18 protein-coding genes are annotated in these 23,611 nt (G+C 31.9%); 9 read left to right on the forward strand and 9 right to left on the reverse strand.

From position 1 onward, the window contains the following. From dnaA to gyrB, 3 genes are all read left to right on the forward strand, one after another. A complete protein-coding gene (gene dnaA / locus FBE96_RS00005; RefSeq protein ID WP_002858822.1) occupies positions 1-1,323 on the forward strand; it encodes a chromosomal replication initiator protein DnaA in 1,323 nt (440 codons plus the stop codon). 159 nt (positions 1,324-1,482) lie between these two features. After that, positions 1,483-2,550 carry a DNA polymerase III subunit beta gene (dnaN, locus tag FBE96_RS00010; protein ID WP_002855594.1) on the forward strand — a complete coding sequence of 356 codons (1,068 nt, stop codon included), beginning with the start codon at positions 1,483-1,485 and terminating at the stop codon, positions 2,548-2,550. A 28-nt stretch (positions 2,551-2,578) separates the two neighbouring features. Next, complete coding sequence (gyrB, locus tag FBE96_RS00015) at positions 2,579-4,888, forward strand: DNA topoisomerase (ATP-hydrolyzing) subunit B (protein WP_002868257.1); 2,310 nt, start codon at positions 2,579-2,581, stop codon at positions 4,886-4,888. Positions 4,889-4,913: 25 nt separating this feature from the next. Here the strand turns inward: gyrB and FBE96_RS00020 are convergent, their stop codons facing one another. Both FBE96_RS00020 and FBE96_RS00025 read right to left on the reverse strand, forming a co-directional pair. After that, entirely contained in the window at positions 4,914-5,255 is a 342-nt protein-coding gene (locus FBE96_RS00020; protein ID WP_002868256.1) for a monoheme cytochrome C, read from the reverse strand. Positions 5,256-5,257: 2 nt separating this feature from the next. Then, positions 5,258-6,496, reverse strand: coding sequence for a sulfite oxidase (locus FBE96_RS00025; RefSeq protein ID WP_002868255.1), 1,239 nt, complete (start codon positions 6,494-6,496; stop codon positions 5,258-5,260). 204 nt (positions 6,497-6,700) lie between these two features. Between FBE96_RS00025 and FBE96_RS00030 the strand changes: the two genes are divergently transcribed. From FBE96_RS00030 to FBE96_RS00045, 4 genes are all read left to right on the forward strand, one after another. Further along, a complete protein-coding gene (locus FBE96_RS00030; RefSeq protein ID WP_079254422.1) occupies positions 6,701-8,008 on the forward strand; it encodes a Na+/H+ antiporter family protein in 1,308 nt (435 codons plus the stop codon). A 133-nt stretch (positions 8,009-8,141) separates the two neighbouring features. Next, positions 8,142-12,632, forward strand: a complete 4,491-nt coding sequence (gltB, locus tag FBE96_RS00035; RefSeq protein ID WP_002872068.1) for a glutamate synthase large subunit — start codon at positions 8,142-8,144, stop codon at positions 12,630-12,632. Positions 12,633-12,641: 9 nt separating this feature from the next. Then, positions 12,642-14,393, forward strand: coding sequence for a DUF262 domain-containing protein (locus FBE96_RS00040; RefSeq protein ID WP_002853121.1), 1,752 nt, complete (start codon positions 12,642-12,644; stop codon positions 14,391-14,393). A 2-nt stretch (positions 14,394-14,395) separates the two neighbouring features. After that, positions 14,396-15,841: a glutamate synthase subunit beta gene (locus FBE96_RS00045; protein ID WP_002868314.1), complete on the forward strand. Its 1,446-nt coding sequence runs from the start codon at positions 14,396-14,398 to the stop codon at positions 15,839-15,841. Here the strand turns inward: FBE96_RS00045 and FBE96_RS00050 are convergent, their stop codons facing one another. From FBE96_RS00050 to FBE96_RS00060, 3 genes are all read right to left on the reverse strand, one after another. Then, the gene (locus FBE96_RS00050; protein WP_002853153.1) at positions 15,842-16,417 is read right to left on the reverse strand and encodes a ribonuclease HII; all 576 of its coding nucleotides are present in this window, start codon (positions 16,415-16,417) and stop codon (positions 15,842-15,844) included. A 32-nt stretch (positions 16,418-16,449) separates the two neighbouring features. After that, the gene (locus FBE96_RS00055) at positions 16,450-16,689 is read right to left on the reverse strand and encodes a ComEA family DNA-binding protein (protein ID WP_002853093.1); all 240 of its coding nucleotides are present in this window, start codon (positions 16,687-16,689) and stop codon (positions 16,450-16,452) included. Between the two features lie 64 nt (positions 16,690-16,753). Beyond that, the gene (locus FBE96_RS00060) at positions 16,754-17,401 is read right to left on the reverse strand and encodes a ferritin family protein (RefSeq protein ID WP_002868315.1); all 648 of its coding nucleotides are present in this window, start codon (positions 17,399-17,401) and stop codon (positions 16,754-16,756) included. A 159-nt stretch (positions 17,402-17,560) separates the two neighbouring features. Here FBE96_RS00060 and ilvD point away from each other — a divergent pair, with 159 nt between their 5' ends. After that, positions 17,561-19,237, forward strand: coding sequence for a dihydroxy-acid dehydratase (ilvD, locus tag FBE96_RS00065; protein WP_002853088.1), 1,677 nt, complete (start codon positions 17,561-17,563; stop codon positions 19,235-19,237). Between the two features lie 11 nt (positions 19,238-19,248). Here the strand turns inward: ilvD and FBE96_RS00070 are convergent, their stop codons facing one another. Continuing rightward, the gene (locus FBE96_RS00070; protein WP_002853079.1) at positions 19,249-19,773 is read right to left on the reverse strand and encodes a YagU family protein; all 525 of its coding nucleotides are present in this window, start codon (positions 19,771-19,773) and stop codon (positions 19,249-19,251) included. 91 nt (positions 19,774-19,864) lie between these two features. Then, complete coding sequence (locus tag FBE96_RS00075; protein WP_002853125.1) at positions 19,865-21,091, reverse strand: HD domain-containing protein; 1,227 nt, start codon at positions 21,089-21,091, stop codon at positions 19,865-19,867. A gap of 76 nt (positions 21,092-21,167) precedes the next feature. Between FBE96_RS00075 and queC the strand changes: the two genes are divergently transcribed. After that, a complete protein-coding gene (queC, locus tag FBE96_RS00080; protein WP_002779268.1) occupies positions 21,168-21,842 on the forward strand; it encodes a 7-cyano-7-deazaguanine synthase QueC in 675 nt (224 codons plus the stop codon). Between the two features lie 20 nt (positions 21,843-21,862). On the opposite strand, the gene dsbI is transcribed toward queC, so the two are convergent. Then, complete coding sequence (dsbI, locus tag FBE96_RS00085) at positions 21,863-23,389, reverse strand: disulfide bond formation protein DsbI (protein ID WP_002787430.1); 1,527 nt, start codon at positions 23,387-23,389, stop codon at positions 21,863-21,865. An 11-nt stretch (positions 23,390-23,400) separates the two neighbouring features. Beyond that, the gene (dba, locus tag FBE96_RS00090; RefSeq protein ID WP_002779270.1) at positions 23,401-23,568 is read right to left on the reverse strand and encodes a disulfide bond formation protein Dba; all 168 of its coding nucleotides are present in this window, start codon (positions 23,566-23,568) and stop codon (positions 23,401-23,403) included. Positions 23,569-23,611: the final 43 nt, after the last annotated feature.

Below are 23,611 nucleotides of genomic sequence, written 5' to 3' on the forward strand. Positions count from 1 at the left end.
ATGAATCCAAGCCAAATACTTGAAAATTTAAAAAAAGAATTAAGTGAAAACGAATACGAAAACTATTTATCAAATTTAAAATTCAACGAAAAACAAAGCAAAGCAGATCTTTTAGTTTTTAATGCTCCAAATGAACTCATGGCTAAATTCATACAAACAAAATACGGCAAAAAAATCGCGCATTTTTATGAAGTGCAAAGCGGAAATAAAGCCATCATAAATATACAAGCACAAAGTGCTAAACAAAGCAACAAAAGCACAAAAATCGACATAGCTCATATAAAAGCACAAAGCACGATTTTAAATCCTTCTTTTACTTTTGAAAGTTTTGTTGTAGGGGATTCTAACAAATACGCTTATGGAGCATGTAAAGCCATAGCACATAAAGACAAACTTGGAAAACTTTATAATCCAATCTTTGTTTATGGACCTACAGGACTTGGAAAAACACATTTACTTCAAGCAGTTGGAAATGCAAGCTTAGAAATGGGAAAAAAAGTTATTTACGCTACCAGTGAAAATTTCATCAACGATTTTACTTCAAATTTAAAAAATGGTTCTTTAGATAAATTTCATGAAAAGTATAGAAACTGCGATGTTTTACTTATAGATGATGTACAGTTTTTAGGAAAAACCGATAAAATTCAAGAAGAATTTTTCTTTATATTTAATGAAATCAAAAATAACGATGGACAAATCATCATGACTTCAGACAATCCACCCAACATGCTAAAAGGTATAACCGAACGCTTAAAAAGTCGTTTTGCACATGGGATCATAGCTGATATAACTCCACCTCAACTAGATACAAAAATAGCCATCATAAGAAAAAAATGTGAATTTAACGATATCAATCTTTCTAATGATATTATAAACTATATCGCTACTTCTTTAGGGGATAATATAAGAGAAATCGAAGGTATCATCATAAGTTTAAATGCTTATGCAACCATACTAGGACAAGAAATCACACTCGAACTTGCCAAAAGTGTGATGAAAGATCATATCAAAGAAAAGAAAGAAAATATCACTATAGATGACATTTTATCTTTGGTATGTAAAGAATTTAACATCAAACCAAGCGATGTGAAATCCAATAAAAAAACTCAAAATATAGTCACAGCAAGACGCATTGTGATTTACCTAGCTAGGGCACTTACGGCTTTGACTATGCCACAACTTGCGAATTATTTTGAAATGAAAGATCATACAGCTATTTCACATAATGTTAAAAAAATCACAGAAATGATAGAAAATGATGCTTCTTTAAAAGCAAAAATCGAAGAACTTAAAAACAAAATTCTTGTTAAAAGTCAAAGTTAAGTGAAAGGATGTGAAAAATAAATTCTAGAGTGTGAAAAAAAGAAATTAAGCAAAGTATGATAAAATACAAATTTGATTATTTTGCTTTGAAAAATTTCACAATTTCAACAAGCTTATTATTACAACGAATTTAAAATTAAAATAAACCAAGGAGAAAAAATGAAGTTAAGTATCAATAAAAATACTTTAGAATCTGCAGTGATTTTATGTAATGCTTATGTAGAAAAAAAAGACTCAAGCACCATTACTTCTCATCTTTTTTTTCATGCTGATGAAGATAAACTTCTTATTAGAGCTAGTGATTATGAAATAGGTATCAACTATAAGATAAAAAAAATCCGCGTAGAATCAAGTGGTTTTGCTACTGCAAATGCAAAAAGTATTGCAGATGTTATTAAAAGCTTAAACAATGAAGAAGTTGTTTTAGAAACCATTGATAATTTTTTATTTATAAGACAAAAAAGCACAAAATACAAACTTCCTATGTTTAATCATGAAGATTTTCCAAATTTTCCAAATACAGAAGGAAAAAACCAATTTGACATTGATTCAAGTGACTTAAGTCGTTCTCTTAAAAAGATATTACCAAGTATTGATACAAACAACCCAAAATACTCCTTAAATGGTGCATTTTTAGATATAAAAACAGATAAAATTAACTTCGTAGGAACTGATACAAAACGCCTTGCAATCTATACTTTAGAAAAAGCAAATAATCAAGAATTTAGTTTTAGTATCCCTAAAAAAGCTATTATGGAAATGCAAAAACTTTTCTATGAAAAAATAGAAATTTTTTATGATCAAAATATGCTTATCGCTAAAAATGAAAATTTTGAATTCTTTACAAAACTTATCAATGATAAATTTCCAGATTATGAAAAAGTTATACCAAAAACTTTCAAACAAGAACTCAGTTTTTCAACTGAAGATTTTATAGATAGTCTTAAAAAAATCAGCGTTGTAACTGAAAAAATGAAACTTCATTTTAACAAAGATAAAATCATCTTTGAAGGTATAAGTTTAGACAATATGGAAGCAAAAACAGAACTTGAAATTCAAACAGGAGTAAGTGAAGAATTTAATCTTACTATAAAAATCAAATATTTACTTGATTTTTTAACTTCTATAGAAGAAGAAAAATTCACTTTAAGTGTAAATGAACCTAATTCAGCATTTATAGTCAAATCCCAAGGACTATCAATGATTATCATGCCTATGATTTTGTAATAAAACAAGTAAAAGATAAAGGAAAAATATGCAAGAAAATTACGGTGCGAGTAATATTAAAGTCCTAAAAGGCCTAGAAGCTGTTAGAAAACGCCCAGGTATGTATATAGGAGATACAAACATAGGCGGACTTCATCATATGATTTATGAAGTTGTGGATAATTCTATCGATGAAGCTATGGCAGGACATTGTGATACTATAGATGTAGAAATCACTACTGAAGGAAGCTGTATAGTTAGTGATAATGGTCGTGGTATTCCTGTTGATATGCACCCAACTGAAAATATGCCAACTTTAACTGTTGTTTTAACTGTCCTACATGCAGGGGGAAAATTCGATAAAGATACTTATAAAGTTTCAGGCGGTTTGCATGGTGTTGGGGTTTCGGTTGTAAATGCACTTTCTAAAAAACTTGTAGCTACAGTTGAAAGAAATGGAGAAATTTATCGTCAAGAATTTTCAGAAGGTCAAGTTATCAGTGAATTTGGTGTGATAGGAAAAAGTAAAAAAACAGGAACAACTATAGAATTTTGGCCTGATGATCAAATTTTTGAAGTGACTGAATTTGATTATGAAATTTTGGCTAAAAGATTTCGTGAACTTGCATACTTAAATCCAAAAATCACTATAAATTTTAAAGATAACCGCGTAGGCAAACATGAAAGTTTTCACTTTGAAGGTGGAATTTCTCAGTTTGTTACAGACTTAAATAAAAAAGAAGCTTTAACTAAAGCAATTTTCTTTAGCGTAGATGAAGAAGATGTGAATGTTGAAGTAGCTTTGCTTTACAATGATACTTATAGTGAAAATTTACTCTCTTTTGTAAATAATATCAAAACTCCAGATGGTGGAACACACGAAGCTGGTTTTAGAATGGGTTTAACTCGTGTGATAAGTAACTATATAGAAGCAAATGCAAGTGCTAGAGAAAAGGATAATAAAATCACGGGTGATGATGTGCGTGAAGGTTTGATCGCTATTGTGAGTGTAAAGGTGCCTGAACCACAATTTGAAGGACAAACCAAAGGAAAACTTGGTTCAACTTATGTGCGTCCTATAGTTTCAAAAGCAAGTTTTGAGTATTTGACTAAATATTTTGAAGAAAATCCTATCGAAGCTAAAGCTATAATGAATAAAGCTTTAATGGCAGCTAGAGGAAGAGAAGCAGCGAAAAAAGCTAGAGAATTAACGCGCAAAAAAGAAAGTTTAAGCGTAGGAACTTTACCAGGGAAATTGGCTGATTGTCAAAGTAAAGATCCAAGTGAAAGTGAAATTTATCTTGTGGAAGGGGATTCTGCAGGAGGTTCTGCAAAACAAGGTAGAGAAAGATCTTTCCAAGCTATACTGCCTTTGCGTGGTAAAATTTTAAATGTTGAAAAAGCAAGATTAGATAAAATTTTAAAATCTGAGCAAATTCAAAATATGATTACCGCTTTTGGCTGTGGTATAGGTGAAGATTTTGATCTTTCAAAACTTAGATATCATAAAATCATCATCATGACAGATGCGGATGTTGATGGATCACATATACAAACCTTGCTTTTAACTTTCTTCTTCCGTTTTATGAATGAACTTGTGACAAATGGACATATTTATTTAGCACAACCACCTTTATATCTTTATAAAAAAGCTAAAAAGCAAATTTATTTAAAAGATGAAAAAGCTTTGAGCGAATACCTGATAGAAACAGGAATAGAAGGTTTAAACTATGAAGGTATAGGAATGAATGATTTAAAAGATTATTTAAAAATCGTCGCAGCTTATCGTGCGATTTTAAAAGATCTTGAAAAGCGTTTTAATGTGATTTCTGTGATACGCTATATGATAGAAAATTCAAATTTAGTTAAAGCAAATAATGAAGAATTATTTAGTGTAATCAAACAATTTTTAGAAACACAAGGACACAATATCTTAAATCATTATATCAATGAAAATGAAATTCGAGCTTTCGTTCAAACTCAAAATGGCTTAGAAGAACTTGTGATCAATGAAGAACTTTTCACTCATCCACTATATGAAGAAGCAAGTTATATTTTTGATAAGATTAAAGATAGAGGCTTGGAATTTGATAAAGATATTTTAGAAGTTCTTGAAGATGTTGAAACCAATGCTAAAAAAGGTGCTACTATACAACGCTATAAAGGTTTAGGGGAAATGAATCCTGAGCAACTTTGGGAAACCACAATGGATCCAAGCGTAAGAAGACTTTTAAAAATCACTATTGAAGATGCACAAAGTGCAAATGATACCTTTAATCTCTTTATGGGTGATGAGGTTGAACCAAGACGCGATTATATCCAAGCACACGCTAAAGATGTAAAGCATTTGGATGTGTAAATTTATCATTGAAGAAATGATTTCTTCAATGAGTTTTGTTTTGTAAGAGTATAGCTAGAGGAATTCTTCTTCTTGTATCGTATTTTTCTCCATAATATTTTTCAAGATAATTTAAAATTTTTTCTTCATCTTCAGGTTCTATTTCCCAAAGTCCTTCACTATCTTGCATCCATCTTATAGCTGCTAACCAAGCTTTTCTACTTGCATGCATATTGGTAATGAGATTGGATCCATGACAAGCTAAACAATTTGCTTCCACTAAAGGTGAATCAGGATCGATAATCAATCCTGTATCAGGGTTAATTTCAAGATTTTGAGCCCAACTTGCACTTAAAAACAATGCTAAGATCAATATAGTTTTTTTCATACTTAAACTCCATAAACATTAACTCTATGGCATGCATTATTGATATATCCTCCTGGATTCCACTGTGCTAAAACCATAGGTTGACTGTTACCTTGACTATCGATAGCTCTTGCCCAAATTTCATAATATCCTTTTGTTGGTATTGATATTTGAGCACTCCATTTTTGCCATGCTAATCTATTTAATGGTTTTTCTACCTTTGCTTTAGCCCATGTTACCCCATAATCATTGCTTACATAAACTTCACTAACTTCAAGTTCTCCAGCCCAAGCTTTACCTCTAACTTCAAATTTTTTATTTGCTTTTATTTCAGAACCATTTTTGATATTAGTAATTACAGATCTTATAGGCATTGATTCTATGATTTTCATCTCGCCTTTATAGTTAAAATCTCCTGGTTTTACCGGATTTACAGGAACTTTATAAGAACCTTCCATTTTTTCACCATCATGAATTTTATTTCTTACTGAAATTTTATAAAGCCATTTACCGCTTGTACTTGCAGGGTAACCACCACAAACAAGTCTAAGTGGATAGCCATTGACTAAAGGAATATCTTTGCCTTCATAAGCCCAAGCTATTAGAGTTTCATCTTGTAAAGCTTTAGAAATAGGAACTCCTCTACTAATAGGTGAAGTTTCTTCACCATTTAATTTTGTATCTATGCCATAATATCCGATATAAACCGCATCATTTTTGATACCACAATCTTTTAAAATATCTTTTAAACGCACTCCTGTCCATCTACCGCAAGCTACTGCACCATAACCCCATTGAGTTCCTTTTGTGCTAGGTATAACTTCGGATCTACCATTTCCACCGCATTCAACTGTTAAGGCATAAGTATAGGTTTTAAATTTCTTTTTTAAATCTTCTATGGTGTAAGATTTTTTATTGATAATGCTTTCTCCATCGATTTCTAAAGTCCAACCTTTATGAAGTCTTTCTTTTATCGTTTCTAGGCTTGGTGGTAAGCCATTATTTCTAACAAAGAAATTTTCAGGTTTAGTAAAATCAGAATCAAGAGCATAAATTTCAGTTTCTGCTGTTAATGGTTTTTCACCATGATAGATAAGATCTTTTTTACCTTCTATTTTAAAATCAGGCAATTCTTTTGCCAAAGCCTTACTTCCTAAAAAATTCTCAAAAGAAAAATTTGACAATACACTAATGCCAAATAAACCAAATCCTATATTTTTTAGAAAGTCTCTACGATTTTCTTTTTGATCGTTCTGTTTCATTGAAATATCCTTAAATATTTATATAATCTTTTATTTTATTATAAATTTTAAAAATTTAAATAATTAATATAATTAATTATTTAAATTAAAAAAATTAATTATTTTTATAATTTTACATATTAAAATAAAATCATCATATGTTCGAGTTTTATTACATTTTAACTAAGTTTTTTCTACAATTAAATTTTTAAAATTATTTAAGGAATGATTTTGACTTTACTTACTAATCCTATCATTATCAGTGTTGTTTTGATGACTTTACTTTGTTTGTTTCGTTTTAATGTGCTTTTGAGTCTTTTGATCTCAGCTCTTATTGCAGGTGTATTTTCTCATCTTGAACTCGTAGATACTATGAATATACTTATAAGCGGAATGAAAGAAAATTTAAAAACAGCTCTTAGCTATATACTTTTAGGGGCCATTGCCGCAGCGATTTCAAAGACAAATTTAACTGCATATTTGATTAAGATAGTAAGTCATTTTATATCTCATAAAAAATATTTATTGCTTTTGTCTATAGCTTTGATTTCTTGTTTTTCTCAAAATTTAATTCCTATTCATGTAGCTTTTATACCTTTGTTGATTCCACCTCTTTTAAGTCTTTTTAATAAACTTAAAATCGATCGTAGAGCGGTTGCTTGTGCTTTAACTTTTGGACTTACTACGCCTTATATGGTTTTGCCAGTAGGCTTTGGACTTACTTTTCAAGATCTTTTAAAAGATAATTTAAATGCAAATAATGTAAGTGCATCTTTAAATGATGTTACAAATACTATGTATTTCGCTGCTATTTGTATGATAGCAGGACTTTTTCTAGCGCTTTTTGTGTTTTATCGTAAGTCAAGAGAGTATCAAGAAGTAGAAATTGCTAAAGTGGATTTAGAAAATCTTGAAATGACGCGTAAAGAATGGGGTGTTTTAGCTGGGCTTGTTTTAACTTTAATTTTGCAAATTTTGACTATGAATTTACCTTTATCAGGGCTTTTGGGTTTTGTTTTAATGGTTATTTTGGGTGGAGTTGAATTTTCAAAAGTCAATGAAGTTTTTGATGATGGGCTTAAAATGATGGGTTTTATAGCTTTTGTTATCCTTGTTGCTGCAGGATATGGAGAAGTTTTAAAAGAAAGTGGATCAGTAGTAGATCTTGTAAATTCAGTCGTTCCTTGGATGGAGCAAAGTAAATTTTTAGCAGTATTTTTCATGCTTTTAATAGGACTTATCATCACTATGGGTATAGGTACTTCTTTTGGAACTATACCTATCATAGCTACGCTTTTTTGTCCTATTTGTTTGGAACTTGGTTTTAGTACAGCACTTATTATATTTATCTTAGGAGTAGCAGGAGCTTTAGGAGATGCAGGAAGTCCAGCCAGTGAAACAACCATGGGAACTACTGTAGGATTAAATGCTGATAAACAACACGATCACATTAAAGATACTTGCATACCAACTTTTATTTTTTATAATGGTCCATTATTGATTTTGGGTAGTATTATCGCCATGTTTTTATAATTTTTGCAAATCTATCAAAATATTTTTTAATTTATTTATTTTTAAGATAAAAATTATATCGATTTTAAAAAAATGTATGCTATAATCCTTATAAAGCTAACAAAATTTAAATCAGTCTTATAAGGAGAGCAAAATGGATTTAGAAAATATCCTAGAAAATAATCAAAGCATAGGTTTATATCACCCAAAGAACGAACACGATGCCTGTGGTATCGCTGCAGTTGCTAATATACGCGGTATTGCTTCTTATAAGGTTATTTGTGATGCTTTAGAAATTTTGATGAATCTTGAACACCGAGGTGGTGCAGGAGCTGAAGAAAATTCAGGTGATGGGGCGGGGATTTTAATCCAAATTCCACATGATTTTTTTAAAACTCAAGAATTGGGTTTTGAACTTCCTAAAAAGGGTGATTATGCTGTAGCACAGATGTTTTTATCACCCAATACTGATGCAAAAGAAGAAGCAAAAGAAATATTTTTACAAGGTTTAAAGGATAAAAAACTTGAATTTTTAGGTTTTAGAGAAGTGCCTTTTAATCCTAGCGATATAGGTGCAAGTGCTTTAAAAGCTATGCCTTATTTTTTACAAGCCTTTGTGAAAAAACCAAGTAAAATAAGTGCAGGACTTGAGTTTGAAAGAGTGCTTTATAGTACGCGTCGACTTATAGAAAAAAGAGCTATTAATGTGCCAAAATTTTATTTTTCAAGTTTTTCTTCACGCACCATAGTTTATAAAGGAATGCTTCTTTCAACTCAATTGAGCGATTTTTATCTTGATTTTAAAGATGTCAATATGAAATCAGCCATCGCTTTGGTGCATTCTCGCTTTTCGACTAATACCTTCCCAAGTTGGGAAAGAGCCCATCCAAACCGTTATATGGTGCATAATGGAGAGATTAATACCATACGCGGAAATGTTGATAGCATAAGAGCTAGAGAAGGCTTGATGCAAAGTGAGTATTTTGAAAATTTAGATGAAATTTTTCCTATCATAGCTAAGCCTAGCAGTGATTCTGCAATGTTTGATAATACTTTAGAATTTTTAGCTCTAAATGGTCGCACTTTAGAAGAAGCTTTTATGATGATGGTGCCAGAACCTTGGCATAAAAATGAAAATATGGAAAGCAAAAAGCGTGCTTTTTATGAATATCATTCTTTATTGATGGAGCCTTGGGATGGACCTGCTGCTATAGTTTTTACTGATGGAGTGATTATGGGGGCGAGTTTGGATAGAAATGGTTTTCGTCCTTCAAGGTATTATCTTACAAAAGATGATATGCTCATACTTTCAAGTGAAACAGGGGCTTTAAAACTTGATGAAAAAAATATCAAAGCTAAAAAACGCTTAGAACCTGGAAAACTTTTACTCGTTGATACAGCAAGAGGTAGGGTTATAGCTGATAATGAAATCAAAGAGCATTATGCTAATGCTAAGCCTTATAAAAAATGGCTTAAAAATTTAGTTGAACTTGAAAAACAAAAAAGCGGAGTTTATAAACATCAGTTTTTAAAAGAAGATGAGGTTTTAAAACTTCAAAAAGCTTTTGGTTGGAGTTATGATGAGCTTAAAATGAGCGTGGCTGCTATGGCTCAAAATGGTAAAGAAGCTATAGCAGCTATGGGTGTAGATACTCCTTTGGCTATACTTTCTAAAACTTATCAACCTTTGTATAATTATTTTAAACAACTTTTTGCACAAGTAACTAATCCTCCTCTTGATGCCATAAGAGAAGAGATTGTTACTTCTACAAGGATTTATCTAGGAAGCGAAGGCAATTTATTAAAACCCGATGAAAACAATGCAAAACGCGTAAAAATAGCCTTGCCTGTGATAAGCAATGAAGAACTTTTTGAAGTTAAGGCTTTAAATAAATTTCAAGTTAAAGAATTTTCTATACTTTATGATTATTCTAAAAAAACTTTAGAAAAGGCTTTAGATGAACTTTGCGTTAAGATAGAAGATGAGGTTAAAAAAGGTGTTTCTATTATCATTTTAAGCGATAAAGGAGTGGATGAAAAAAACGCTTATATCCCTGCTTTGCTTGCTGTTTCTGGAGTGCATAATCATCTAGTAAGAAAAAATTTAAGAACACATACAAGTCTTATCATCGAAAGTGGTGAACCTAGAGAAATTCATCATTTTGCATGTCTTTTAGGTTATGGTGCAACTGTTATTAATCCTTATTTGGTTTATGAGAGTATACAAAAACTCATTGCCAATAAAGATTTAAATTTAAGTTATGAAAAGGCGGTAGAAAATTTCATCAAGGCAAGTTCAAGTGGTATAGTCAAAATTGCTTCTAAAATGGGGGTTTCTACCTTGCAAAGTTATAATGGCTCTGCACTTTTTGAATGTCTAGGCTTAAGCTCTAAGGTGATTGATAAATACTTCACTTCTACAACTTCACGCATTGAAGGTATGGATTTAGAAGATTTTGAAAAAGAACTCATTGCTTTACACAAACATGCTTTTAACGATACACATAAGGCTTTAGATTCTAAAGGAATTCATGGTTTTAGAAGTGCTAAAGAAGAACATTTAATTGATCCGCTTGTGATTTTTAATCTTCAGCAAGCCTGTCGCAACAAAGACTATAAAAGCTTTAAAAAATACTCGGCTTTAGTAGATGAAAAACAAGTTAATTTGCGTTCTTTGATGGAATTTGATTTTAGTGAAGCTATCAGTATAGATAAGGTTGAAAGTGTAGAAAGTATAGTTAAACGCTTTAGAACAGGGGCGATGAGTTATGGTTCTATTTCTAAAGAAGCGCACGAGTGTTTAGCACAGGCTATGAATAAAATAGGTGCTAAATCAAATTCAGGTGAAGGTGGCGAGGATGAAGAACGCTATGAAATCAAAGAGGGTGTGGATAAAAACTCAGCCATTAAGCAAGTAGCAAGTGGGCGTTTTGGCGTGGATTTAAACTACTTAAGTCATGCAAAAGAAATTCAAATCAAAGTCGCTCAAGGTGCAAAACCAGGTGAGGGCGGACAATTAATGGGCTTTAAAGTCTATCCTTGGATAGCTAAGGCTAGACATTCTACTGCAGGTGTGACGCTTATTTCCCCACCTCCTCATCATGATATTTATTCTATTGAGGATTTGGCTCAACTCATTTATGATTTAAAACATGCGAACAAAGACGCTAAAATTTCAGTAAAACTTGTAAGCGAAAATGGCATAGGAACGGTTGCTGCAGGTGTGGCTAAGGCAGGCGCGAATTTAATCCTTGTTTCAGGTTATGATGGAGGTACGGGTGCAAGTCCTAGAACTTCTATACCGCATGCTGGAATTCCTTGGGAGTTAGGCTTAGCTGAAACGCATCAAACTTTGATCTTAAATAAGCTTAGAGATAGGGTAAGATTAGAAACTGATGGAAAGCTTATGAATGGGCGTGATTTAGCCATAGCAGCACTTTTAGGAGCTGAAGAATTTGGTTTTGCAACCGCTCCTTTGATTGTTTTAGGTTGTACAATGATGAGAGTTTGTCATCTAAATACCTGTCCTTTTGGTATAGCCACTCAAGATACAGAACTTAGAGATCGTTTCAAAGGCAAAGTAGATGATGTGATTAATTTCATGTATTTTATAGCTGAGGAGCTTAGAGAATACATGGCAAGGCTTGGTTTTGAACGCCTAGATGATATGATAGGTCGCGTGGATAAACTCCGCCAAAAAAGTGTGCAAGGTAAAGCAGGAAAGCTAAATTTAGATAAAATTTTAAAATCCTTGCCTACTTATAATAGAACCGCTGTGCATTTTAAAGATTATAAAGACAATAAACTTGAAAAAACGATTGATTATAGAATTTTACTACCACTTTGTAAAAATGCTGTGGAGAAAAAAGAGCCTATCAAACTTTCTTTAGAAGTAGGAAATCAAAGTCGTACTTTTGCAACTATGCTTTCAAGTGAAATTTTAAAAACTTATGGAAAAGATGCTTTAGATGAAGATAGTATCCATATCAAAGCTATAGGCAATGCAGGCAATAGCTTTGGAGCGTTTTTGTTAAAGGGTATTAAACTTGAGATTATAGGCGATAGCAATGATTATTTAGGCAAGGGTTTAAGTGGTGGTAAAATCATAGCAAAAATTTCAAATGAAGCCACTTTTTCACCTGAAGAAAATATCATCGCAGGAAATGCTTGTTTATACGGAGCTACAAAAGGTGAAGTGTATTTAGATGGTATAGCAGGGGAAAGATTTTGTGTAAGAAATTCAGGGGCTTTGGCTGTGGTTTTAGGAACAGGCGTGCATGGTTGTGAATATATGACAGGTGGACAAGTTGTAGTTCTTGGAGATGTGGGTGCGAATTTCGCTGCTGGTATGAGTGGGGGCGTTGTTTATATCTTTGGAAGACACAATGAAGCTCATGTAAATACCGAGCTTGTGGATATTAAAGATCTTAATGCTAAGGATGAAAAAGAATTAAAAGCTGTGATAGAAAAACATATCACTTATACAGATTCTAAAAAGGCTAAAGATATTTTAGAAAAATTCGATAAAAAAGACTTTTTTAAAGTCATGCCAAGAGATTATGAAAAGATGTTAAAAATGCTTGATCTTTGTAAAAATGAAAAAGATCCAAATTTAGCAGCATTTTTGAAAATCACACAAAAATAAGGAGTAAAAATGGCAGGATTTCAATCACCAATAACAATTAATGAAGCAATGCAAAGAATAAAAAACAATGAATATTTACTTCCAGCATTTCAAAGAGAGTATGTTTGGGAGCCTTGGCAGATAGAAGAATTATTTGATTCACTAATACGAGGATATCCTATAAGTTCTATGCTTTTTTGGAAAGTAAAAGATGAAAGCAAGACAGCTTGGAAATTTTATAGATTTTTAGAATATTATCGTGAATCGTATCATACGCATAATGATTATTTTAACACCTCAAACCATAAAGATTTTTATGCGATTTTAGATGGACAACAAAGATTAACTTCGCTTTATTTTGCTTTGTTTGGAAATTATGATATTCACAGATCATATAATAAATGGGAGAACAATGATAGATATTTTAAAATTTGTCATTTTTATTTTAATCTCACTCAAAGCAAGAAACCAGAAAATGAAAATATTGAATATGAATTTTTATGGCTTGATAAATTAGAAACAAAAGAACAAAATATTTATATTGATAAATATCAGCAAAAATGGTTTAAGTGTCAGTATTTATATCAATATGATTCAGGAAGAGTAAGAAAAATAGCAAAAGAATTTAATTTAAACGAAAATGAAGAAGATAGATTAGATCTATTGCATCAAAAGATATTTGATAAGAATTTAATTAATTTCTATTTAGAAGAAGAACAAGATCCAGATAAAGCGGTTAATATTTTTATTAGAATTAATTCAAATGGTGAGCCTCTTGATTATTCTGATATTTTATTTAGTATTGCTATTGCAAATTGGAATAAAATTGATGCAAGAACAGAAATAAATAATCTTGTAGATAAAATTAATGAAAATTTCGATATCTCTAAAGATTTAATCCTTAAAGGATTTTTATATTTATTCCATAACAATATTAAATTTCAAATCAATAGTTTTGATAAAAATTTTATAGAATCCATAGAAGCTAAATGGGAAGGCATAAAAAATGCTTTTATTGAAACATTTAGATTGCTTAGAAGTTTTGGATTTGAAGCAAAAACACTTTCATCAAATAATGCTATTTTACCCATTTTATATTTTATTTATCATAAAAATTTGACAAATAATATAGTAGATTCTGTCAAGTGTAATGAAAATAGAGCTATAATAAAAAAATGGTTGTTAAGGGCAATTATTTTAAAGCCTTTTGGTGGAAGTAGTGATACGGTATTGTCTAACATGCGTAAAGCTTTTATTAAAGATTTTAAGCAAAATAGTGGCTTTTTTGATAGAGAAATAGAATTATTTCCATTGGAAGAAATTGAAAAAGAGGCAAAATATATACAAACAATAGATGAAGAATATTTAGAAAATAATGTCATAGAATGCCGTAAAAATAGTCCTGAAGCGTTTGCTGTGTTATCTTTACTTTATCCAAATTTAGATTATAAAAATAATAATTTTCATAAAGATCATTTGCATCCAGAGTCCGCATATAAAGAATATGAAAAACTTTATAAAGCTACAGATAATTGTATTTCTTTTAATATTTATGATTCTTTACCAAATTTACAAATGCTTGATGCAAATGAAAATGAATCTAAAAATAACAAACCTTTAAAGCAATGGGTAAATGAAAAATGTAATGGAAATAGAAAGGAATTTTTAGGAAAACACTTAATTCCTGATGTTGATTTATCTTTGGAAAATTTTAATAATTTTATAGAAGAAAGAAAAAAAATTATTATAGACAAGCTAAAAAGTATATTAAATAAGGAGTAAAAATGGGAAATGCAAGAGGTTTTTTAGACTTTAAAAGAATGGATTTTAAAAAAATTGCTCCTAAGGAAAGGGTTTTAAATTTCAAAGAATTTACTATACCTTTGGATAAAAAAGAACAAGAAGTTCAAGGTGGACGATGTATGGATTGTGGGGTAGCTTTTTGTCATACGGGTGTGATGAGCGAAGGAAAAGATGTGGGCTGTCCTTTAAACAATCTCATTCCTGAATGGAACGATCTTGTTTATCGTTCTTTATGGAAAGAAGCTTATGAAAGACTTGATCTTACCAATCCTTTTCCTGAATTTACCGGTCGTGTTTGCCCTGCTCCTTGTGAGGATTCTTGTGTGTGTGCGATAAATGGTGTTAGTGTGAGCATAAAAAATAATGAATTATCCATTATAGAAAATGCTTTTAAGGAAAATTTAGTAAGAGTAAATAAACCTAAGCAATACAATGGCAAAAAAATCGCTGTCATAGGAAGTGGGCCTGCTGGGCTTGCTTGTGCCAATACTTTAAATTCACTAGGTTATAAAGTAAGTGTTTTTGAAAGAAGCGATAAAATAGGCGGACTTTTGATGTATGGCATCCCTGATATGAAGCTTGATAAAAGTATAGTTCAAAGACGGGTGGATTTGCTTAAAAAAAGTGGGATTGAATTTAAAGTGAATGAAAATATAGACAGCAAAGATAAGGTTTCAAAACTTCTAAAAGAATTTGATGCTTTGGTGCTTTGTACAGGAGCAAGTAAGCCTATAGATCTTGATATAGAAGGTAGAAAGCTAAAAGGGGTTGAATTTGCTCTTGATTTTTTAACGCAAAATACCAAAACTTTGTTAAAAACAGGCAAGGGTGCAGATATGGCCAAAGGTAAAAATGTCTTGGTTATAGGAAGCGGGGATACAAGTGTGGATTGTATCGCTGTAGCGACAAGACAAGGGGCTAAATCTATAGTGCGTTTTGAAAGAAGTCCAAAAAGACCTTTGCAAAGAAGCCAAAACAATCCTTGGCCTTTAAAAGCTGACATTTTTACTACTGATTATGGTTTAGAAGAAGCCATTGCTGTATATGGCAAAGATCCTAGGGAATATCAAAAAATGACAAAGAAATTTTTAGGAAAAACTCATGTAGAAGGTGTTGAAGCAAATGATTTAAAACGCGAGTTTAAAGAAGGCAAAGCTATAAATGTCGAAATTTCAAATTCTAAAAAAACTTATAAAGCGGATTTAGTGCTTTTAGCTATGGGTTTTAGCGGGTGCGAAGAAGCTATCTCTAAAAATTTTGGAGTGAAATTAGATGAGAAAAACAACATAAGCACAGAAAATTTCCAAACCACTCATAAAAAAATCTTTGCTTGTGGAGATGCTAGAAAAGGACAATCTTTAGTTGTTTGGGCTATAAAAGATGGTATAGAATGTGCTTTGAGTTTGCATCAAAATTTAGCAAAATAATCATAAAAGTTTAAAACTTTTTCGGTGGAGTTTGCAAATTCCAAATTTAGCTATAAATTCTTTATGAGCTTTTGTGCCATAGGCTTTGTTTTTTTCAAATTCATAACAAGGAAAGTCTTTAGCTAAGAAATTCATCACTCTATCTTTACTAACTTTTGCGAGTATGCTAGCTGCACTTACTTGCAAAATGCTAGTGTCGGCTTTGATTTGTGTTTTTATCCCGTTTATACCTAGGTTGGTGTTTCCATCATATAAGAAGTTATTTTCTGTTTTAAAATGCTTTTTTATAAGTTTTAAGCCTTTTTTTAAACAAGTGCTTAAGCCTAGTGCGTCGATTTGTTCTGAAGAAAAAGCAAGTATGAGATAGTTTGAATTTTTGATGATGATTTCATAAAGTTCTTCGCGTTTTTTTTCGCTTAGTTTTTTAGAATCACACAACCCATCAAGTTGTTTGTTCAGTTTGCAAGCTGCCATCATCATAGGACCTGCTAAAGCACCGCGTCCTGCTTCATCAATACCGATTAAATTTATATCAAATTCGTTTAAAAGTTCTTTTGTGTCAAATAAAGTTTTCAAATTTTTCTAAAAAGAAGGGCAAAAATGCCCTTTTATTCTATTGTGATATCATTTTTGATTTTTTCAAAAAGCTTATCACCTATGCCTTTAACTTTTTTAAGATCATCAATACTTGTAAAATTTGCTTCTTTGCGGTATTCTAAAATCGCTTTAGCTTTAGCTTCGCCAATACCATTTAAACTTTTTAATTCTTTTAGTGTTGCAGTGTTGATATTTACAGCACCAAAGAGAAAAGCCGTTAAAGCAAAAAATAAAAATAGTAATTTTTTCATTTTCTTATCCTTTTATTAAAAAATAATTATAATATTATCTTAAAAAGGATAAGAATTTCTTAACTTAACCCAAAAATTCGCGTTTAAAATACTCTTTTGGTGCTTTACATAAAGGACAGGCTGCTGGAGCTTTTTTGCCACGATGTATATGTCCGCATACTTCACAAACCCATAATTCTTCTACTTCACTATTAAAAAATTCTTCTTCTTCGAGCATTTTTTTAAGCGCTAGATATTCTCTTTCGTGTTCGATTTCTACTTTACCAATAGCTGTAAATAATCTCGCTATAGCCTTTTTGCCTTCATCTTCAGCGATTTTTGCAAAATTTGGATACATAGTTGTGTGCTCATAGTTTTCACCTTCTGCAGCAGTTACTAGGTTTTTTGTAGTTACTTCTAAAGGTTTGCCATCAACGATTTCATGATAAGCTTTAAATTCTGCTCTTGCATGCCATTTTTCATTTTCAGCCGCTTCTCTAAAATGTCTAGCAACCGCATGCCAACCTTCTTCTTCAGCTACATCAGCAAATAAATCGTATTTGTTTCTTGCCATAGATTCGCCTGCAAAAGCTTTCATTAAATTTACTACAGTTAAATCTGTAGTGATACATTTCATTTCTTCACCACAACAACTAAGCTTACCGCCACCTACATTTTGAACTTCTACTTCATTGCCACATTTTTGGCATTTATAGGTTTCATATTGTCTCATTTTGACTCCTTTTTTGATTATCAAAAAGTATTGTATTATAAAAAAATATTTTTGTCAATTAATAATTTTTATCATTTATGAAAATGTATATCAAAATAAATTTCACAAAAATTAAGCTTTGCTAAATATAATTTTAAAAAATTATTATCAGGAGTTACAATGAGAAGCGATGCGATAAAAAAAGGACATTTAAGAGCACCTAATCGTTCTTTACTTCGTGCTTGTGGTTTGAAAGATGAAGATTTTGACAAACCTTTTATAGGTGTAGCAAATAGCTATATAGATATAATCCCAGGGCATTATTTTTTAAATGATTATGCTAAAATCATTAAAGATGAGATACGCAAAAATGGTTGCGTACCTTTTGAGTTTAATACCATAGGCGTAGATGATGGTATAGCTATGGGACATGAAGGTATGCTTTATTCTTTACCAAGTCGTGAACTTATCGCAAATTCTATTGAAACGGTGATGAATGCTCATCAACTTGATGCTTTAATCTGTATTCCAAACTGCGATAAAATTACTCCTGGTATGTTAATGGGAGCTTTAAGGGTCAATGTTCCAACCATTTTTGTAAGTGGTGGGCCTATGGCTTCAGGAGTAACCAAAAAAGGAGAAAAGATCAGCCTTAGCTCTGTTTTTGAAGCTGTAGGGGCTTATGAATCCAAAAAAATTAGTGAAGAAGAATTTAAAGATATAGAATGTTCAGCCTGTCCAAGTGGTGGATCTTGTTCGGGAATGTTTACAGCAAATTCTATGAATACCTTATGCGAAGCTATGGGTATAGCACTAGAAGGCAATGGAACCATTTTAGCTTTAAGTAAAGAAAGAGAAGAGCTTTTAAGAAAAGCAGCGCGTCGTATTTGTGAAATCGCCCTAGATGAACGTTTTAAAATTCGTAATATCATCACTCAAAAAGCTGTGCGTAATGCTATGGTAGTAGATATGGCAATGGGTGGAAGTAGCAATACAGTTTTACACATGCTTGCCATTTCGCGTGAAGCAGGGGTAGCACTAGATATTAAAGATTTAAATTTCATCTCAAGCAAAGTTGCACACATAGCAAAAATAGCCCCATCGCTAAATAGTGTTTATATGGATGATATCCACAAAGCAGGCGGTGTGAGTGCAGTTATGGCTGAAATTTCAAGCAGACAAGGACATATTTTAGAACTTGATGCACTGACCATTACAGGAGAAAGTCTCAAAGAACGCTTAAAAAATGCCAAAATCAAAGATGAAAATATCATTCGTAAAGTAGATAATGCTTACTCAAAAGTAGGTGGGCTTGCCATTTTGTTTGGAAATTTAGCCAAGCAAGGTTGCGTTATAAAAACCGCAGGAATAATCGGAGAAAGAAAATTTAAAGGCAAAGCTGTTTGTTTTAACTCTCAAGATGAAGCTATAAAAGGCATTATTAAAGGCAAGGTGCAAAAAGGAAATGTTTGTGTAATACGCTATGAAGGTCCAAAAGGGGGTCCTGGTATGCAAGAAATGTTAAGTCCTACTTCACTTTTAATGGGTATGGGTTTAGGTGCTGATGTAGCTTTAATCACCGATGGTCGTTTTAGTGGGGCTACAAGGGGTTTAAGCGTCGGTCATATTTCCCCTGAAGCAGCTGAAGGTGGTCTTATAGGACTTTTAAAAGATGGAGATGAAATAGAAATTGATGTAGATGCTTATACTATCCATGCAAATGTAAGTGAAGAAGAAATTGCTAAACGTAAAAAAGAATTTGCATTGCCTCAAAAAGAGGTGTCTTCAAGATGGCTTAGAATGTATCAAAAACTTGTTAGCAATGCTAGTAAAGGTGCGGTTTTAGATATGGAATGAAAGGCTTCCTTTCATTCTTCTATTTCTTTGGTTATACGATTTCTTATATCTCTACGAACTATTTCCATGCCCCACAGCCAAACAATATGGCCAAAAATTTCAGACAGGTGTTCATCAAAAGGAATTTCAGAAAGTGGTGGAACTTCTGCAATTAAAGGCATTATAATAACATGGGCAAAAAGATAAACAAAAAATCCAAAAACTGCACCTTGCCACATAGTAATACGGTGCCATTTTTCCGCTATCATACAATAAGCCACTCCAAAAATAATAGAAAAACCGACATGTACTATAAAAATTGACAAAGGCATTTGCATACCTGAAAACATATAAGTCCAATCAGTAGGTAAGCCTAGTTGTTCTAGAAAAATTTTAGGTGGAGTAACACGTTCTAAAGCATCTGCTGGCCAAAAAACATTGGGATTTCTTGGAGGAAAAGGTACTTCCCAACCCCATTTAACAATAGCTCCGAAAATACCCGCTAATATACCTATAAAAAAGGCTAAAGTATAGCGCTTTTGAAAGTATTTTTTCATAATAACTCCTTTATGTTTTATACAAAATAAAATTTGAATTTATAATATTTTTATTTAAAACATATTGAAAATAGGAGTATAAAAATCTTATTTAAATTTTAAAATATTCTCTTAAACTTTCGCAAATTTCAAAAAAATTCACCCCATCTATGGTAGGATTTTCTTTAAAAAACTCATGCATTCCTAAAAAACCACTTTCAAGTTCTTTAGACTTTACACCATAACTTATACTAAGTCCTGCTTCTATATAAGCAGCAATTTTATCGCAGTATTTAAGCGCCTTACCATCTATAGCACCAAATTCATTTTCATTAAAAGAGCTTAAACTTCCGCTGCAAAGCTCGATTTTAGCATTTTTATAAGTGCGATTTTCAAACTCATTTTTTACAAAATTTGACTCACCGTTTCTACCTTCTCTAATGCCTAAAATATAAGAAAACTCAGCCCTTAAACCCTCAGGTACAAAGGGTAAAATTCTTTCATTAATAAGTTTCATTTCATAATCATTTATGATATCATGAAGTCCATCAATGCCGTATTTTACAGGGCTGATAATATCACGTGTTAAAGACTCTGGCAAATCATGAAACAAAGCACAATAAAAATTATTCTCAAGTCTTTTATCGCAAGCCTTGATTTTTAGTGAGTAAAAATATCCTAAAATCGCCACCACAAGCATATGTCCTAAAACCGCGGTTTCTGGTATGCGTGGAGTTTGAGCCCAACGTTTTTGAAAGCGAAGTCTTCCGCTAAGATCAATAATTTTGGCTATTTTTTGATTTAAAGCGATTTTTCTAGCTCCTATAAGCTCATAGTAATCTTCTAATTCTTCTTCAACTTTGTTTTTAATCTCATCAATATCATTTAAAAAAGCTGAGGTTTGATAAACTATGTTAAATTCCCATCTTGTAGCAAAATATGAAGCTGCTTTTAAGATAAGTCTTTCTTTAGCATAAGCATTACCATTTAAATACGCTTCAAAACGCTTTAGAAATTCCCCATCTTCTATATCTTCTATCATAGGTTCGATTTTGCTTAAAACCCAAGCATTAACTTCAGCTTTTTTTTGACGCACGATTTCATGATACACATCAGGGCGTATATCAGTTACCACAACACGACTTAAAAACTCAAAAATTCCCCCTTCTATAATCACTCTCATATCCACATCTTTTTCCATTTTAGCGATAAAATATGCGATGATGAATTTATGAGCTTGTTTGTCAAGTTCAACCAAATTTGCCATTCTTGGATAATCATTCCAACGACTGATAGAAGCGGCTTTAAAAATGTGTTCTATGAGTTTTATGTTTATCATGCTTTTGCCTTTTTTGCAATTTAAATTTAAAAATTTTCGTTAAAATTGTGAAATTATAGCAAATTTAAGGATAAAAATGAGTAAAAAAGCACTTTGTATCATAAGTGGCGGTATGGATAGTACTTTGTGTGCTTATCTGGCCAAAAAAGAAGGTTATGAAATCATCGCTTTGCATTTTGACTATGAACAACGCACTCAAGAAAAAGAAAAAGAATGTTTTAAGCAAATTTGCAAGGCTTTAAAAGTAGAAAAATCTTATATTTTAGATGTGAGTTTTATCAAGGATATAGGGGGCAATGCCTTAACCGATAAAAGTATAGACATCCCTAAAAATGAGCTTTGTACAAGCGATACTCCACCTATCACTTATGTGCCTTTTCGCAATGGAATTTTCTTAAGTATAGCAGGATCTTTGGCTGAAAAGGAAAATTGTGAGAGTATTTTTATAGGGGTGGTAGAAGAAGATGGCAGTGGTTATCCTGACTGTACTGATGAGTTTATACAAAAGGCACAAGAATTTATCAATGAAGGTACGAGTAAGAATTTCAAAGTTTGTATAAAAACTCCGCTTGTTAGACTAAACAAAGCTAAAATTGTAGAACTAGCCTTAAAAGAAAATGTACCTTTAGAACTTACTTGGTCTTGTTATGAGAGTGAAGATGAAGCTTGTGGGGAGTGCGATAGTTGTTTGCTTCGTTTAAGAGGTTTTGAAAAAGCAGGATTTAAAGATAAGATTAAATATAAGTCCTAGTTTTCACTAGGACTTAAAGCTTAGTTTAAAGTATAAAGCTTGTTTGCTCCATCTTGATAAGAAAGAATATTGATTTTTCCATCTTTAAAGAAAATGCTTCTAGCATTAGTGATAGAGCTTGGGAAAGCGATGGTTTTTACTACTTCTTCTTTGACTGGATCAATTACGGCAATCACATTGTGATTTTTGCTAAGTGCATAAATTTCCCCATCTTTAAAAGTCATAGAAGTTACATAAAGATCGCCTAAAGTTTTACCTTCTTTAAGATTTGCTTTTGGAGTAAATTCTCCTGAAAGAACACGATCTTTTAAAGAAACTTTAGAGATTACAAAAGTTTTAGCGTCTTTGTTGTTTGGAACAGTTGCAAGATAAAGATAATTTCCATCTGTAGTCATACTTGCTACATGGTTAAATTTTGCTCTTACGGTATCAAGTCTTCCGCGACCTAAACTTTCGCCTTGACCTTTAAATTTATCATTACCTTTTACAAAGTCAGCGTATTGTTTGGCGATATCTTCTTCACTTGCATTAGGATTTTTTGCAAATCTTAAGAAAGATTTGTTTGAGCCCATAAGAATGAATTTATCGTTCATATAAGGTATGATACCGATGATTGGATCGATAGAAGCTGAAAAATAAGGATCAAGTTCAAAACCTTCTTTAACGCTAAAATTATTATCTAAGAAAGCTACATCCCATTTAGAACTTGCTACAAATTCGTTATTGATATAATCAAGAGTATTGATGGCTTTGTCAAAATTTATGGTTTGTTCATTTGTGATTTTAAGCTCATCATTGATTTTTGCAAATGGAGCATTGTTGATATCATTATCAAATTTTATGCCAAGTTTTTCACTTGCAGGTGCAAAAGCATAATCAGGAGCTTTAACATCGCGTTTTCCTAAGAAAGAAATATTTTGCCATAAACCATTCCAACCTTCTTTACTCCAAATGATGTATTTTGGATTTAAACTAAATCTTACAGGATCGCCTTGTCCTACATAAGGAGGAATACCTGTGCTAACAAAGGCTTGGAAAACATTTGATGCTACGATGATAGCACTGATTAAAACTGCTGCAAAGCTAAATTTAGTATATTTTCTAAACTTTTCTCCATTTAGTTCAGCTTCAAAAGCATTAAATTTAGGAGCAAAAGCAAAAATCACACCTAAGAGCAATACAACAGCCCAAAATACTACTTCAGCCCAAAAATAAGTATGGATACCAAAAACTGCTAAACCAAAACCTTGATCTAAATCTCTATGAGCGTGATTACCATAGTGAGCAAAAGATTGATAAAGCCCTACTGCTGTCATGATTAAAAGAGCAGCAAGGTATTTACCTTTCATACCATAACGAACAATGAAAAGCGCCATTACACCGATAAAGATCATTGCTTCTCTTTGTCCCCAGCAAAGCGTGCAAGGACTATCGCCCAACATATAACCAAATATCAAATTTGCAATACCTACAGGCAAGAGTATAATCAAAAAGCCTGCTAAACACATTAGTGTGTAGAAATTTTTTGTTTTATTGATTTCGTTCATTTAGCCCTTCCTTACAGATTCATTATTGTTAATAGTGCGCCTGTTTTGTGGCCAACATAGAAAAAAACCATTAAAAGCCAAGCTACCATTACCAAACCAAAAGCCAAATTTTCTTTTTCTGGTTTTTTGATAATCAGTATCAAGGCGATTAAAACTAATAAAAGTTCAAGAAACTCCATAGTATCTCCTTTGAAATAAAAACTGCTAATTTTACTTGAAAAA

The organism is Campylobacter sp. CFSAN093241 (assembly GCF_012889595.1).
GTDB classification, from domain to species: domain Bacteria; phylum Campylobacterota; class Campylobacteria; order Campylobacterales; family Campylobacteraceae; genus Campylobacter_D; species Campylobacter_D jejuni.

Bases quoted from the DNA above. Each gene is read 5' to 3' on its own strand.
- queC (WP_002779268.1), top strand. From the start codon at position 21,168: ATGAGTAAAAAAGCACTTTGTATCATAAGTGGCGGTATGGATAGTACT.
- dba (WP_002779270.1), bottom strand. From the start codon at position 23,568: ATGGAGTTTCTTGAACTTTTATTAGTTTTAATCGCCTTGATACTGATT.
- FBE96_RS00025 (WP_002868255.1), bottom strand. From the start codon at position 6,496: ATGAAACAGAACGATCAAAAAGAAAATCGTAGAGACTTTCTAAAAAAT.
- dnaA (WP_002858822.1), top strand. From the start codon at position 1: ATGAATCCAAGCCAAATACTTGAAAATTTAAAAAAAGAATTAAGTGAA.
- gltB (WP_002872068.1), top strand. From the start codon at position 8,142: ATGGATTTAGAAAATATCCTAGAAAATAATCAAAGCATAGGTTTATAT.
- dsbI (WP_002787430.1), bottom strand. From the start codon at position 23,389: ATGAACGAAATCAATAAAACAAAAAATTTCTACACACTAATGTGTTTA.
- FBE96_RS00045 (WP_002868314.1), top strand. From the start codon at position 14,396: ATGGGAAATGCAAGAGGTTTTTTAGACTTTAAAAGAATGGATTTTAAA.
- FBE96_RS00075 (WP_002853125.1), bottom strand. From the start codon at position 21,091: ATGATAAACATAAAACTCATAGAACACATTTTTAAAGCCGCTTCTATC.
- gyrB (WP_002868257.1), top strand. From the start codon at position 2,579: ATGCAAGAAAATTACGGTGCGAGTAATATTAAAGTCCTAAAAGGCCTA.
- dnaN (WP_002855594.1), top strand. From the start codon at position 1,483: ATGAAGTTAAGTATCAATAAAAATACTTTAGAATCTGCAGTGATTTTA.
- FBE96_RS00020 (WP_002868256.1), bottom strand. From the start codon at position 5,255: ATGAAAAAAACTATATTGATCTTAGCATTGTTTTTAAGTGCAAGTTGG.
- ilvD (WP_002853088.1), top strand. From the start codon at position 17,561: ATGAGAAGCGATGCGATAAAAAAAGGACATTTAAGAGCACCTAATCGT.
- FBE96_RS00070 (WP_002853079.1), bottom strand. From the start codon at position 19,773: ATGAAAAAATACTTTCAAAAGCGCTATACTTTAGCCTTTTTTATAGGT.
- FBE96_RS00030 (WP_079254422.1), top strand. From the start codon at position 6,701: ATGATTTTGACTTTACTTACTAATCCTATCATTATCAGTGTTGTTTTG.
- FBE96_RS00040 (WP_002853121.1), top strand. From the start codon at position 12,642: ATGGCAGGATTTCAATCACCAATAACAATTAATGAAGCAATGCAAAGA.
- FBE96_RS00060 (WP_002868315.1), bottom strand. From the start codon at position 17,401: ATGAGACAATATGAAACCTATAAATGCCAAAAATGTGGCAATGAAGTA.
- FBE96_RS00055 (WP_002853093.1), bottom strand. From the start codon at position 16,689: ATGAAAAAATTACTATTTTTATTTTTTGCTTTAACGGCTTTTCTCTTT.